14 protein-coding genes are annotated in these 12,236 nt (G+C 66.9%); 6 read left to right on the top strand and 8 right to left on the bottom strand.

What is annotated here, in order from left to right; all coding sequences use genetic code 11:
- Nucleotide 1: 1 nt before the first annotated feature.
- From AACH06_RS28680 to AACH06_RS28665, 4 genes are all read right to left on the bottom strand, one after another.
- A complete protein-coding gene (locus AACH06_RS28680; RefSeq protein WP_341429244.1) occupies nucleotides 2-847 on the bottom strand; it encodes a cupin-like domain-containing protein in 846 nt (281 codons plus the stop codon).
- Nucleotides 838-1,665, bottom strand: coding sequence for a hypothetical protein (locus AACH06_RS28675; protein WP_341429243.1), 828 nt, complete (start codon nucleotides 1,663-1,665; stop codon nucleotides 838-840). The genes AACH06_RS28680 and AACH06_RS28675 overlap by 10 nt, the downstream gene beginning before the upstream one ends.
- 100 nt (nucleotides 1,666-1,765) lie before the next feature.
- Entirely contained in the window at nucleotides 1,766-2,452 is a 687-nt protein-coding gene (locus AACH06_RS28670) for an HD-GYP domain-containing protein (protein ID WP_341429262.1), read from the bottom strand.
- 92 nt (nucleotides 2,453-2,544) lie between these two features.
- Entirely contained in the window at nucleotides 2,545-2,931 is a 387-nt protein-coding gene (locus AACH06_RS28665) for a response regulator transcription factor (RefSeq protein WP_341429242.1), read from the bottom strand.
- A 103-nt stretch (nucleotides 2,932-3,034) separates the two neighbouring features.
- Between AACH06_RS28665 and AACH06_RS28660 the strand changes: the two genes are divergently transcribed.
- The 4 genes from AACH06_RS28660 (at nucleotide 3,035) to AACH06_RS28645 (ending at nucleotide 6,962) form a co-directional block, all read left to right on the top strand.
- Nucleotides 3,035-3,712: an excisionase family DNA-binding protein gene (locus tag AACH06_RS28660; RefSeq protein WP_341429241.1), complete on the top strand. Its 678-nt coding sequence runs from the start codon at nucleotides 3,035-3,037 to the stop codon at nucleotides 3,710-3,712.
- Complete coding sequence (locus tag AACH06_RS28655) at nucleotides 3,709-4,473, top strand: response regulator (protein WP_341429240.1); 765 nt, start codon at nucleotides 3,709-3,711, stop codon at nucleotides 4,471-4,473. Before AACH06_RS28660 ends, AACH06_RS28655 begins: the two co-directional genes overlap by 4 nt.
- 256 nt (nucleotides 4,474-4,729) lie before the next feature.
- Complete coding sequence (locus AACH06_RS28650) at nucleotides 4,730-5,206, top strand: chemotaxis protein CheW (RefSeq protein WP_341429239.1); 477 nt, start codon at nucleotides 4,730-4,732, stop codon at nucleotides 5,204-5,206.
- Nucleotides 5,207-5,231: 25 nt separating this feature from the next.
- Nucleotides 5,232-6,962 carry a methyl-accepting chemotaxis protein gene (locus tag AACH06_RS28645; protein ID WP_341429238.1) on the top strand — a complete coding sequence of 577 codons (1,731 nt, stop codon included), beginning with the start codon at nucleotides 5,232-5,234 and terminating at the stop codon, nucleotides 6,960-6,962.
- Between the two features lie 67 nt (nucleotides 6,963-7,029).
- Here AACH06_RS28645 and AACH06_RS28640 read toward each other — a convergent pair whose 3' ends face one another.
- The 3 genes from AACH06_RS28640 to AACH06_RS28630 all read right to left on the bottom strand — a co-directional run bounded on the left by AACH06_RS28640 (nucleotide 7,030) and on the right by AACH06_RS28630 (nucleotide 10,061).
- Nucleotides 7,030-7,344 (bottom strand): hypothetical protein, encoded by a 315-nt coding sequence (locus AACH06_RS28640; RefSeq protein ID WP_341429237.1) that lies wholly within the window; start codon nucleotides 7,342-7,344, stop codon nucleotides 7,030-7,032.
- Between the two features lie 244 nt (nucleotides 7,345-7,588).
- Nucleotides 7,589-9,487, bottom strand: a complete 1,899-nt coding sequence (locus tag AACH06_RS28635) for a methyl-accepting chemotaxis protein (protein ID WP_341429236.1) — start codon at nucleotides 9,485-9,487, stop codon at nucleotides 7,589-7,591.
- Nucleotides 9,488-9,728: 241 nt separating this feature from the next.
- Nucleotides 9,729-10,061 (bottom strand): YnfA family protein, encoded by a 333-nt coding sequence (locus AACH06_RS28630; RefSeq protein ID WP_341429235.1) that lies wholly within the window; start codon nucleotides 10,059-10,061, stop codon nucleotides 9,729-9,731.
- A 455-nt stretch (nucleotides 10,062-10,516) separates the two neighbouring features.
- Here AACH06_RS28630 and AACH06_RS28625 point away from each other — a divergent pair, with 455 nt between their 5' ends.
- Together AACH06_RS28625 and AACH06_RS28620 are read left to right on the top strand one after the other, a co-directional pair.
- Entirely contained in the window at nucleotides 10,517-10,777 is a 261-nt protein-coding gene (locus AACH06_RS28625; RefSeq protein WP_341429234.1) for a hypothetical protein, read from the top strand.
- A gap of 17 nt (nucleotides 10,778-10,794) precedes the next feature.
- Nucleotides 10,795-11,250, top strand: coding sequence for a MerR family transcriptional regulator (locus AACH06_RS28620; RefSeq protein WP_341429233.1), 456 nt, complete (start codon nucleotides 10,795-10,797; stop codon nucleotides 11,248-11,250).
- A gap of 38 nt (nucleotides 11,251-11,288) precedes the next feature.
- Here the strand turns inward: AACH06_RS28620 and AACH06_RS28615 are convergent, their stop codons facing one another.
- Nucleotides 11,289-12,203 carry a TSUP family transporter gene (locus AACH06_RS28615; protein ID WP_341429232.1) on the bottom strand — a complete coding sequence of 305 codons (915 nt, stop codon included), beginning with the start codon at nucleotides 12,201-12,203 and terminating at the stop codon, nucleotides 11,289-11,291.
- Between the last annotated feature and the right edge of the window lie 33 nt (nucleotides 12,204-12,236).

Below are 12,236 nucleotides of genomic sequence, written 5' to 3'. Positions count from 1 at the left end.
ATCAGGCTGCGGGTTGATCGCCCTGATCAGCATGACAACAGCAACGGCCGCGGCGCCACCCTGCGAGGTGGCATGCCTGCCTGAGCCCCGTCCATGCCCACAGGGACACCACCCGCGGCACCGGACCAAAGAAGCCGCCCAGCAGCACACTTGGTGTGAGATTGACCACCTCATGCCACCAACCGCGCGGCAGGTACAAGGCATCGCCCGGCGCCAGGTCCACCACCTGGATTGCCTCGGCCGCACCACCGCCCGCCAGCGCCTCGGCACCGACACGGGCCAGCACCGCCCAACGGTCGTACTTGTCTGACACCGCGCCAAGCGCCTCCACACGGCCCGGCGGCAACAGGAAGAATCGCTTGCGGCCCAGCAGCAGCACCGCCAGGTTGTCCAGCAGGTCGCGGTGCAACCCCGTTCGGGCGCCCGCAGGCCCGATCCACATGCCGTGCGACACCACACTCCAACGCGGGCGGGCCAGTTCCTGCCAGCGCAGGTCTTGCCGCAACGCAGGGTGGGCACGCAGCAGGTCGAACTCCTTCAGCTGGTAGACGACGTCCTCCGCGGGTGCCCGCGCATCAACCGCAGCTTGCAGCGCCAGGCAATCCAGGTAGTCCCGCAGGCTCCCCTGGCGCAGTCGGGTGGTCCCCCGCTCGCGGTTGCCGACCACCAGCGTCACCGGCTGGTCCGGCACGCCATCGGCCAGGGCATCGAAACTCCAGCGCCGCACCGCCGGCCATTCGGCCGCGGCACCTCGCAGCACCATCGGCCGTACCAGCCCGCTGAGCGCCAGGGGGCCGGTCGCACCTCGGCCTGCGGCCGATGGCCACGTCACGTCCGTCAGAGCCACCACGCTTCGACCGTCGTGGGCCGCGCTGTCTGGTCGTCCGCCATGGCCGGGCGGCCAGCCCCATACAACCCGGCAGCGATCTGCCGCAACACCTCCAGCGGCAGGCGTCGCAGTACTCCGTCGAGGTGCCCATAGGGCAACACGTGGCGAAGCACGGCGCCGTGATCGAGCGATTCTTCATGCGGAAAGTAGCCGGCGCGCACCGCCACGATCTCGCAGAAGCCTAGACGGTGGTAGTAGCGCAACTGCGGGTCGACCGGCCCACCGCGACGTCGCTGGTGCGCGTACGAACAGGCCTCCAGATCCGGGCGCCGCTGGATGGCCCGTCGCAGGCCCGGCATGGGCGACCCCAGGTACACCTCACGCCAGCCGCTTTGGACCGCCTGCAGCCACAGGTGCTGCAACATGGGCCGCACCGCGCCGGGATGAACGCTCGTGAGGCTGATGCCGAACAGGGTGTGCGAGCCCTCGGCCGGCGGCTCGCCTGGCCGAGGCTCGGCGCACTCATACCAGGTGTGCGCGGCGCGCACGAGCTCAGCAGTGGCTGGCCGCAAGAACAAGGATGCCAGCGCGGCACCGCTGCGGGCACCAAAGGCGCCCATGCTCAGCTTGGGCCATCGGTGGATGCGCTGAAGCAAGGTCTCGGCCGAAGCCGCCTGGCCCGTCGTCCAGCGACGGTGTTCCAGCACGAGCAGCCGGTCAATATCCGCGGGCCGAAGCGCACGGATGAAAACGGGCTCCGAGGTCGCCAGTTGCATCGTCGGGGTGAGCGGGTTGGACACGCGGCGCATGCTGGCCGGGCCACGTGACCGATGCATGACGATGCCATGACGGCGAACGGGGATCGCGCCACGGCCCAGGCCCCGAGCATCCCTGCCTTGGCGCGTTGGTGCGTCAGGCGGGCATGGGGAACGCCTCTCAGGCCAACGCGTCGAGCCCCGGCCGGGTGGCGTTGATCCGGTTGCGCAGCGCGATCAGTTCGTCCGCATGTGCGAGGAACACGTCCACGATGCGCGGGTCCATGCCGGTGCCGCGCTGCTCGGCCAGCATGCGCAGCGCGACCTCATCCGAAAACGCAGGGCGGTAGACGCGGTCCATCGTCACCGCATCGAAGAAATCCGCCACGGCCACGATGCGGCCCGAGATCGGGATCTGCCCACCGCTCAGCCCGCGCGGATAGCCAGCGCCATCGAAGCGCTCGTGGTGCGTTTGCGCCACCTCGGCGGCCAGTTGGAACAGGGCGATCCGCGAGCGACCGAGGATCTGCGCCCCGATCTCGGCGTGGCGCTGCATCTCGCGCCGCTCTTCCGGGTCCAACGCACCCGGCTTCTTCAGCACCTTGTCCGGGATGCCGATCTTGCCGATGTCGTGCATCGGAGCGGCGCGCCGAAGCATCGCCGCGAACTCGGCACTCTCGCCCAGCAGAATCGCCAGCGCTTCCGACAGGAACCCCATGCGGACAATGTGCACACCCGTGTCGTCGTCACGAAACTCCGCCGCGCTGGCCAGGCACAACAGCGCCTCTTGATGTGCTCGCGACACCTCTTCCAGCGCGTCGTTGCGCTCGCGGTACAGGCGCTTGAGGTCGGCGATGAGGCATTCCATCTGCGCTGCAGCCGCGCCATCGAAACGCTTGTGGCCGGCAACCGCGTCGGCCGCATCCAGGGCCTTCGCTTCCTGGGTAGAGGGCAGGCTGCTCATACCGCGGCCTCCTTGCGGCGATGCACCAGTTGATCGATCAACTCAATCAACTGCAGCGGGCTGAAAGGCTTGGCCAGGTAGGCCTCGGCCCCCGCCGCGATGCCGCGGTCGCGGTCCGCCTGCTGGCCACAGGCCGAGAGAATCACCACCGGAATGTGGCTCGTGCCTGGCTGGCGCTTGAGCTCTCGGCACATGTCCAGTCCGCTCAGGTCCCCCGGCATCATCACGTCCGCCAGGATCAGATCCGGCTGCAGCTGCGCCGCAGCCGCCAAGCCGATGCGGGCCGTGGTGGCCTCGTGCACCGTCCAATCCTCGAACTCGAGCGTCAGGTGGATCAGACGCCGGATGTCAGCGTGGTCTTCAACGACTAGAACCTTGTTCATGGCGGGCAGAGTGATACTCAAACACGGGCAAATTATCACATTGATCACTTATCATTTCAATCATCTTCTGGGCCATACGGCACGAAATCGATAGACTTGCACCATGACTTCCCTCCAAGATGGCGACCATGTCACCACGGTCGAAGTGGCCCGTCAGCTCGGCCTGGCGGTGCGCTCGGTACAGCTGATGGTGGATCGCGGCGAGCTCGAGGCCTGGCGTACTGCCGGCGGGCACCGGCGCATTTCGCGTGCGTCGGTCGATCGCTGGGTGGAGCGCCATCGATCGCAGGGGGCCGCACCCGCGCCCCTGGCCGCCCCCACGGAGGCCCGCGCCAGCCGCGCCGCCGTGCCGCCGCCTGAGTGGACGCAGCCCAGCGTGCTGCTGATCGAAGATTCGATCCACTACCAGAACCTGGTGTCGATGCTGGTTCGCAAGCACTTCCCGGATGTTCAGCTGTACGTGGCCGGCGACGGCATCGCCGGGCTGGCGATGGTGGGCGAGCTGCGGCCGGACGTGCTGCTCGTCGACATCCTGCTGCCCGGCATCGATGGCGCCGCGCTGATCACCAGCCTTCGGTCGCACCCGCAGTTCCGCCACAGCAAGCTGATCGTGGTGACCTCGCTGGACGAGGCCGACCGGGCGCCCTACGCCTTCGCACTCGAAGGCGTGCCGTTGGTGCACAAGCCGCGCCTGGTGGCAGAGCTGCCGGCCAAACTGGCCGACGCGCTGCCCCGCTCTGCCCCCCCGCCCTCGGCCGCCGATACCGTCACCGGGCCATGACGCCCCTGCCGCCAGGCCACCGCCCACGGATCGTTCTGGTGGAGGACGATCCGTCCATCCGCCGCTTCATGGTGATGGCGCTCGAAGACCTGGCGGTGCAATTGATCGAGTGCGACACGGTGAACGGCGGGCTGGAAGCCTTCCGGGCCGGCCCGGTCGCTCTGTTGATCACCGATCTGAATCTGCCGGGCGCATCCGGCATGGACTTGTTGCGGGAACTGTTCGCCGACGCCGCGCTGCGGGGTGAGGCCCGCATCGCCGTGTGCAGCGCGGGCGTGGGGCCCGAGGGCCTGGCGGAGCTGGCGGCCATGGGTGTGCGCCGCATCCTGCCCAAGCCGTGCAGCCTGAGCGTGCTCGAAGCCTGCGTGCTCGAAGCGTTGGAAGCCCACGCCGATGCGGCCACCACGACCGGGCCAGGCGCCGCGCCCGACGGCGCCCCGACCACCGCCGACGCACGTGCCCGCGCCGTGGCGCAGCACTTCGAAGGCGACGACTCGCTGTACGACGCCTTCAGCGCCTCGTGCGCCGAACGTTTTCCAGAGGACATTCGCTCTGGCGACGCCGCGTGCCAGCGGCGCGACCTGTCGGCGCTGCGGCACGTGGTGCACAGCCTGAAGTCGGTGCTGCTGTTGCTGGGCCACGAGGCCGAGTCGGAAGTGGCCCGACAGGCCGAGCGCGCGGCCGCGGCGGGCGAACTGGCGGCGCTGGACCATTGGGCCGCACTCCGCGAGCGACTCGCGCAGGTGATTCACACGGCCTGACCCGAAGCCCCGCTCGGGTGCGCGGCACGGCACCCCGAGATCGGCACGGCACCCGCTCCGCTGCAAGACCCTGGACCGCCCGCCCCCAGGCCGGCGCGCCACCTGCTTCGTGTCCTGATCAGCAGGGCGGCATCACCTCATCACCTCCGCGGCCCGCGCCGCGACATTTGACACGCTGCGCCCCCTGTCGACGGCGGCACCTCATTGCATTTCAAATTATCACTTTTATCATTTGAAAACATCAAGATTGCCTGCCATGTCATCACTTTCCGCCGTTGAACACCGAGCCGTCGCCCACGCCGCCGCGACCGAAGTCCTCACCGCCCGTGTCGGCCATGAGGAATACGGCCTCGACATCCTCGCGGTGCAGGAGATCCGGCGCTACGAGCCTGCGACCCGCGTCGCCAATTCACCCGAGCATCTGCTGGGCGTGGTAGACCTGCGTGGCGTCGTCGTGCCGATCGTCGACCTGCGCCTGCACCTGGGCGTGCCCGCCGCCGTCGGCCCGGGCACGGTCACGGTGATCGTCAACGTGGGCCCGCGCACCGTCGGCCTGGTGGTGGACGCCGTCTCCGAAGTGGTGAACCTGGCCGCCGAGCAGATTCGCCCCCCGCCCGCCATCGTGTCGTCGGACCGCACCGCCTTCATCGTGGGGCTGGTGAGCCTCGGCTCCGCCACAGAGCGGCGGATGCTGCTGCTCGTCCACCTTGAAACGCTGCTGCAGCACTTCTGAATCTCGACGCTGAGAGGCCCACACCATGTCCGTCAAGAACCTTCGCATCGGCACCCGGCTCGGCGCCGCCTTCGCCGCCATCACACTGCTGATCGCCGTCGTCGCGGGCACCAGTGCTTACGGACTGAACGAAATCGATCGTGAGCTGGAAGAGGTCGTGCACGACCGTTACGCCAAAGTCCACCTCGTCCACCAGATCAACGCCGAGGTCAACCTGCAGGCGCGCGCGCTTCGCAACCTGCTGATCATGGAAACGGACGACCAGCGCGCGAACGAGTTCAAGCGCATCGACGCCTCGCACCAGAAGGCGGGCGAGATGTACAAGAGCCTCGACCTCAAGGTGAAGGATGCCCAAGCGCGGCCCCTGCTGGACAAGCTGATGGAGCAGCGGCGCGCCTTTCTCGTCGAGCAAGAAGCCCTGGTGCAGGCCGTACGCAGCGGCGACCTGGCAGCGGCCAAGTCGGCGCTGATCGAGCGCGTCGAACCTCGCCAGCTGCAGTACCAGCAGGCGGCCGAAGACCTAGCTGGCCTGCAAGAGCGGATGATGGAGGAGACCGCGCAATCGGCCGACGTACAAGTCACTCACACCGAGGAAGCTTCATTGAGCGCCGCAGTGCTGGCCATCGCCCTGGCGGTGGCCACCGGCCTGCTCGTCACCCGCTCGGTCACCGTGCCCCTCAGCGGCGCGGTGCGCTCGCTCAGGTCGGTGGCCGATGGTGATCTCACCGTCGACGTGACCATCGATCGCGGCGATGAAGTCGGCGACCTGCAGGCGGCCCTGTCGGACACGGTGGCTGCGCTCGGGCGCGTGGTGGCACAGGTTCGCACCGGCGTCGACTGCCTGACCACGGCCTCGACGCAGATCGCGGTGGGCAACCAGGATCTCTCCAGCCGCACGGAAGAACAGGCCTCCAGCCTTCAAGAGACCGCCAGCTCGATGGAAGAGATCACCGGCTCCGTGCGGCAGAGCGCCGACTCGGCGCGCGCCGCGAGCGAGCTGGCCAGCCAGGCCCGCTCCGCGGCGGGCCGCGGCGGCGAGATCGTGGACCAGGTGGTGGGCACCATGGATGACATCACCGCCCACAGCCGCAAGATCTCGGACATCATCGGCGTCATCGATGGCATCGCCTTCCAGACCAACATCCTGGCGCTGAATGCGGCGGTCGAAGCCGCCCGCGCGGGCGAAGAAGGCCGGGGGTTTGCGGTGGTGGCCGGCGAAGTGCGCTTGCTGGCGCACCGCAGCGCGGAGGCGGCGAAGGAAATCAAGCGGCTGATCGGCACCAGCGTCGACCGCGTCGAAGCGGGAAGCCGCCAGGTCAACGAAGCGGGCGAGGCCATGCGCTCGATGGTCGAGCAGGTGCGCAAGGTGTCTGACCTGATCGGCGAGATCGCCGGCAGTGCCGAAGAGCAAAGCCGCGGCATCGAGCAGGTGAACATTGCCGTGGCCCAAATGGACCAGGTCACGCAGCAAAACGCGGCGCTGGTCGAAGAGAGTGCCGCCGCCACCGCCAGCCTCGCCCATCAGGCCCAGGAGCTGTCGAACGTGGTCTCCATCTTTCGCCTGCGGCCATCGGCCGACGCACCGGCCGCCGTCGCGCCGAGGGGCCGTGCGGCGCTCGTGGCTCCCCGGCCACTCGCCAGCCCCGTGTCTCGCCAGGAACCTCGCACGGCACCTCGCCCGGCAGCCCGTACGCTGCAGGTGGCTTCCGGCGCGCCCGTCACCGCCCTGGCAGACGACGCCTGGGAATCGTTCTGAGCCTGGCGGGCACGTCAGCCCGAGCCGGCTCTACGGCTGGGCCGGCTCTCCTGCTGGCCGGCTGTACTTACTCCTTGACCCACGACATGCTGGCGCTGCGCTTGGGCGCATTGGCCCGGGTCCGCATCACCGCATCGAAGCCTGATTTGCCGCCGTTCCAGGCCGCCACCAGCATCGTCGCCATGTCTTCTTTCGAGTAGGCGGCCAGGTCGTCGCGAAACGTCAGGATGGTGGCCGCCAGCAGTTCCCTCGGCACGCACGGATGCGTCACCAGCACGGTGATGGATGCGGCGTAGGGATCGGGCAGCGCTTTGCAGATGGCCTTGATGCGTCGCAGCGCATCGGCCGGGGTGGGCGGCTGGCCCGACAGCATCCATGCCATCGTCGGGTCGAGCCCATCCACGGATTCAGCCGGCCCCGCACTCTGCGGTTCCGCGTCAACGTGTTCTTCCGGACTTCGTCGCATATCCACGGCTCTGCTCGATTTCGGACGTCGTGCCTTGGGCCATCACCGCTCGCACGGGCTTCATGGTCTGAGGCATATCGGCTCCGCCGGGGTGCCCCACGACACCGCGGACGCAACCCCGATTCGCGAACGTCAACAAATTGGCGTCAACGGCGATAGTTCAGGTGCGAAAGAGCTCCGCCGATTCGGCAAGTTGACCGGCGCGCATCCGCAGCTGGGTGGCCGCGGCCGCCGTTTCCTCCACCATGGCCGCATTGCGCTGCGTGGTCTCGTCCACTTCGCGGACCGCCGCGGCCAGTTGCCGCACCTGGTCGGCCTGCACCTTGGATTGGCCGGCAATGTTCTCGATGATGGCCTTCACCTTTTCGATCGCCGTCACCATCGTGCTCATGGTTTCGCCCGCGCGAACCACATGCTGCTCGCCTTCACTGACGGTCTCGACCGACGACTCGATCAGCGTCTTGATCTCGCGGGCCGCCGCCGCCGAGCGCTGGGCCAGCGTTCGCACCTCGCCCGCCACGACGGCAAATCCTCGTCCCTGCTCGCCCGCCCGGGCGGCTTCCACCGCCGCGTTGAGGGCCAGGATGTTGGTCTGAAAGGCGATCCCGTCGATCACCTGGGTGATGTCGCCAATGCGGCGCGAACTGGCAGAGATGCCTTCCATGCTGCGCACCGCCTGCTCGACGATGGCACCGCCGGTGCCGGCGATGCGGGCAGCGTCGTGCACCAGCTCATTGGCCTCGCGGGTTCCTTGCAGGTTCTCACCGACCGCGTCCGCCAGCGTCGAGGTGCTGGCGCTGGTCTGCTCCACCACGGCGGCCATCTGGGTGCTGCGCTCTGACAGCTCGACATTCGACGTCGCAATTTGCGACACCGCGTCCGACATCTCGGTCGAGCCGTCGCGCACATCCTTGATCAAGCCTCGCAGCCTGCCGATCGCATCGCGCAGCGTGTTGGCGGCCACCACCAGCTCATCCCGGCCCTCCATCGGCTTCGCGTCGGTCAGGTCACCGCGGCCCAGTGCCGCCAGCCGTTGGCCGAGTTCGGCATAGGTGCGGTTCGCGGCCACGTAATAGCCCGCCAGAAGGTAAAGCCCGATCGACAGAAACACGGCCGTCACGCCCAGAGCCGTCCAGTAATCGCGACGGAGGCGATCCACCCGCTGGTCGATCAGGCCACGAAGCGCCAAGGCGCTGGCGCCCAGCAAACCTTCAACCGCCTTCACCTGCTCGGACCCGAGGTCCAGCCACTCCTGCGGCTTGACGCCGATGGGGCCTTTGAATGGGAAGTTGTCGTCAATTCGAAGGATGAACTTCTCTCGCACCGCAGCGACCACGTTCACCGGCACCCCCTTCAGGGCGCGGGCATTCGCCTCTTCCACTTGACGCAGCGCGGCGCCGATACGCTCCAGATAGTTTTCCGACAATGCATCCGCGTTGTGCAAGGTCATCATCAACTCCGGGTTCATCTTTTCGACGTCTGCGATGCCGGCGATGGTCGCCCCCACGGATCGAACACGGCCCAAGGCCTCTCGCAGTCGCGGCCCGGCGTCCAAGCCGATCGTCATCAGGTAGTAGCTGTCGGCATCCGGGTCCAGCGCCAGGTTGCTTCTCGCAGCCAGTGCATCGAACAAGGCAATCGCACCCGCGACAGCCTGGTTGCCGTGCTCGATCACTTGCTCCAAGTGCTCCAACGATGGTGGCGGAGCCTGCCGCAACGCCGCCATGGCCTGCTTGGCCTGTGCCACGCTCGCTGAGAGCCCCAAGGGGTCGACCTCACTGGCCAACTTCTTTTCCAACGCCGACAGGCTGTCCGCCAGCCGTTGCTCGGCCGGCCCGTACTCTTTCGGATCGAGCACACCCGCAGTGATCAAGATCGAACGTCCCCGCAAGAAGGCGGCATCACTCAGCACATGCTCAATCGCCAAAAAGTGATCGAGCCCGACACGCTCGCGCTCCGCGAACTCCATCGCGGCGTGCCGGTCGGACGCCACATTGATCAGCAGGTAGGCCACCGGGACGAAAAAGCTCAGGCAAACCAGCATGAACTTTTGAGCCATTCGCACATTCACCATGACGCGCGCGGCGGGCGTAACAATCGATTGCAACATCAAGCGGACTCCGAGACGCTGGCTGATCGAATCAGCAATGAGAAGAAATGATTGGGTGTGGCGCAGATTCTGGGCGACGCAATCACTCATCAGTATCTGGAACAAGCGATCAGAAATGAGTCATTTCGGTAAGCGTCCGGCGAAGAAATCTTGACCCAAAGCACTCTGGTGCTCCGAGCCGCCGTTGGCGTCACGCGCCGCGTGGCCCGAACATGATGATGGCCATACCGGCCAAGCTGACCGCCACCCCAACCCAATCGGATGTCGACGGCCGTACGTTGTCGACCAGCAATAGCCACACCACGGCCACGCTGATGTACACGCCACCATAGGCCGCGTAGACGCGCCCTGCAGCAGTCGGATGAAGCGAGAGCAGCCAGGCAAATAGCGACAGACTCGCAGCCGCCGGGACGAGCAGCCAGATGGTCTTGCCCTGCTTCAGCCACAAGTAGGGCAGGTAGCTGCCGACGATTTCCGCGACAGCGGTGACGACGAACAACGCCAGTGTCTTCAGAAGTTCCATCCGGGAATTGTGGTCGTACCCCTTGCCCCTCAAGCTACTTGAGGTTCTACCTTTGCAATGTGGGCGTTGTGCCCAAGCATCGGAGACGGACATGAGACCTTGGAAGGCTGTTTTGGGCGTGGGCGCGGCATGCGCCGCATGCTGTGCAGTCCCGCTTCTGGGAGGTGCCGCAGCTCTGACAGCAGGCTCCGCAACGCTTGCAGCCGCCGGCTCCGTGTTGCCGGCCTGCGCTGATGAACTGGCACCCCTTGGAGCCGGGCTGCTGGGGCTGGCTGCGGCGGTAGGCGCCGTCGTCTGGTGGAGACGCCGAGCTCGGCGTCAGGCTCAATCAACTGTTGGTTGCGGGGGGAACTGCAATGCAAGCAGCAGCTGACGTACCTATCGCCTGCACGCTGTCCTCTGGCGAGTTGCCTGAGCGGCTGGCCTGGATACGGCAATTCACAGCGCAGAGGCTGATGGCGCACCGCCTGGATGGAAGGACCTTGCACCTCACTTATGCACGCAATGCTCGGGCGGAGCTGGAGCGCATCGTCGCCGGTGAACGGCAATGCTGCGGCTTCCTTCGTTTTGACCTCAAGGACACCCCAGGTGCCATCGAGCTGACCATTGAGGCCCCTGCTGAAGCCGGTGCCGATGCGCAGTGGCTGTTCGACCAGTTCCTCCCGCAGCCGACTGCTACGAAGGCGTGTGGCTGCTCGCCAGGCGCCTGCAGGTGAGTGGTTAGGATGGCGGCATGAGCGCAAGACTCTCCATTGGGCTTGTTGCCCGGCGCACTGGTGCGACGGTGCCAACGGTCCGGTACTACGAAGACATCGGGCTTCTGCCGCCAGCCGCGAGAACCGAGGCCGGCCAGCGCAGCTATGACGAGGCCACCATCCGGCGCCTGGTCTTCATCCGTCGCTGCCGAGACTTCGGCTTCTCCATCGAGCAGGTGCGGGAGCTGGTCGGGCTCGTCGATGAGCCTGACCGCCCGTGCGCCGAAGTTCGCGACATCGCTGCAGCCCACCTCGCGCAGGTACGGCAGAAGCTTGAAGAACTGAAGGCGCTCGAAGCCAGCTTGAGCACGTTCGTTTGCAGCTGCGACACGGCCTGTTCAGGGGGCCCGGCCGTCGACTGCACCATCCTGGAGGACTTGGCCTTGCCGGCAGACAAGGCCCAGGTGTCGCGCGCAGCCAGTTGCTGCGGATAGCGGGCAAGCGTCAAGGCCAGGACGTCGGAACTGGGCGGCTACTTGTGCCGCCAGACTTTCACAGCCGATATGACCAGGATGGCGGCCAGCGCGGGCAGCAGTACGTTGTGCGGAACCACGCCAAGCAGTTGCCCCCCAACCGCCACGCCGACCACTGAGCCGACGGCCATGGCGAGCACGAAGCGTCGGTTGTGGCGCAGCACTTCGAAGGCGCTGTCCCGGCTGAAGCGGACGAAGCCGACCACCATCGTCGGCAGACTGATGGCCACCGACAGACTTCCGGCGAGCTTGATGTCAGCGCCGAAGAGAAGGATGAGGGTGGGAATGAGGAGCTCGCCGCCCGCCACGCCCATCACTGCAGCGACGACGCCGAAAACAAAGCCGGCCACCAGCCCGGTCACGACCTGGGCCGGGCCACGCAGCAACGCGCCATCCGAGTGGACGCCATGCGCGAACACCAGCACCACCGCGATGGCGAGCAGCGTGATGCTGATGACCTGGTAGAGCCGGCGGTTGCTCAACTTGGTTGCCCATCCCGCACCCAGCCAAGCTCCGACCAGGCTGCCGGCCAGCAAGTTGACGATGCTGGGCCAGTTCGCCGCAATCTCATGCGCAGGCACGGTGCCTGACAGCGGCCACTCAACGTTGACCGAGACTGGACCTCGCCGGAGTTCGATGCGCACATCGGCGCGCGGGGCGGGCATCGGCGCTGTCAGCGTCACGGGAACGAACGCAGCCTGCTCGGCGGCGTCATCAGACACCTTCACGTCGCGCGCTTCACGGCGCCATTTGTGGACCAGGTTGGCGTTCAGGCCATGTGCCAGCGCGATGCTCGCGACAGACGCGCCGGGACTGCTGCATTCATCGGTAAGCAGCCAGGGAACACATGTTGATCTGACAGCGCCCTGGTAGTGAACATCTGTCCGCTTAGAAGGAGTCGGACACGTGAACACTTATGGGGTCGATCTGATGGGCCGGCGGCGTCG

Origin of the sequence: Ideonella lacteola (assembly GCF_038066555.1) — a bacterium.
Lineage (GTDB): Bacteria > Pseudomonadota > Gammaproteobacteria > Burkholderiales > Burkholderiaceae_C > Ideonella > Ideonella lacteola.
The sequence above is the reverse complement of the archived record's forward strand: the minus strand, read 5'-3'. Positions and strand labels throughout refer to the sequence as shown.

Bases quoted from the DNA above. Each gene is read 5' to 3' on its own strand.
- AACH06_RS28675 (WP_341429243.1), bottom strand. From the start codon at position 1,665: ATGCATCGGTCACGTGGCCCGGCCAGCATGCGCCGCGTGTCCAACCCG.
- AACH06_RS28670 (WP_341429262.1), bottom strand. From the start codon at position 2,452: ATGGAATGCCTCATCGCCGACCTCAAGCGCCTGTACCGCGAGCGCAAC.
- AACH06_RS28665 (WP_341429242.1), bottom strand. From the start codon at position 2,931: ATGAACAAGGTTCTAGTCGTTGAAGACCACGCTGACATCCGGCGTCTG.
- AACH06_RS28660 (WP_341429241.1), top strand. From the start codon at position 3,035: ATGACTTCCCTCCAAGATGGCGACCATGTCACCACGGTCGAAGTGGCC.
- AACH06_RS28655 (WP_341429240.1), top strand. From the start codon at position 3,709: ATGACGCCCCTGCCGCCAGGCCACCGCCCACGGATCGTTCTGGTGGAG.
- AACH06_RS28650 (WP_341429239.1), top strand. From the start codon at position 4,730: ATGTCATCACTTTCCGCCGTTGAACACCGAGCCGTCGCCCACGCCGCC.
- AACH06_RS28645 (WP_341429238.1), top strand. From the start codon at position 5,232: ATGTCCGTCAAGAACCTTCGCATCGGCACCCGGCTCGGCGCCGCCTTC.
- AACH06_RS28640 (WP_341429237.1), bottom strand. From the start codon at position 7,344: ATGGCATGGATGCTGTCGGGCCAGCCGCCCACCCCGGCCGATGCGCTG.
- AACH06_RS28635 (WP_341429236.1), bottom strand. From the start codon at position 9,487: ATGGCTCAAAAGTTCATGCTGGTTTGCCTGAGCTTTTTCGTCCCGGTG.
- AACH06_RS28630 (WP_341429235.1), bottom strand. From the start codon at position 10,061: ATGGAACTTCTGAAGACACTGGCGTTGTTCGTCGTCACCGCTGTCGCG.
- AACH06_RS28625 (WP_341429234.1), top strand. From the start codon at position 10,517: ATGGCGCACCGCCTGGATGGAAGGACCTTGCACCTCACTTATGCACGC.
- AACH06_RS28620 (WP_341429233.1), top strand. From the start codon at position 10,795: ATGAGCGCAAGACTCTCCATTGGGCTTGTTGCCCGGCGCACTGGTGCG.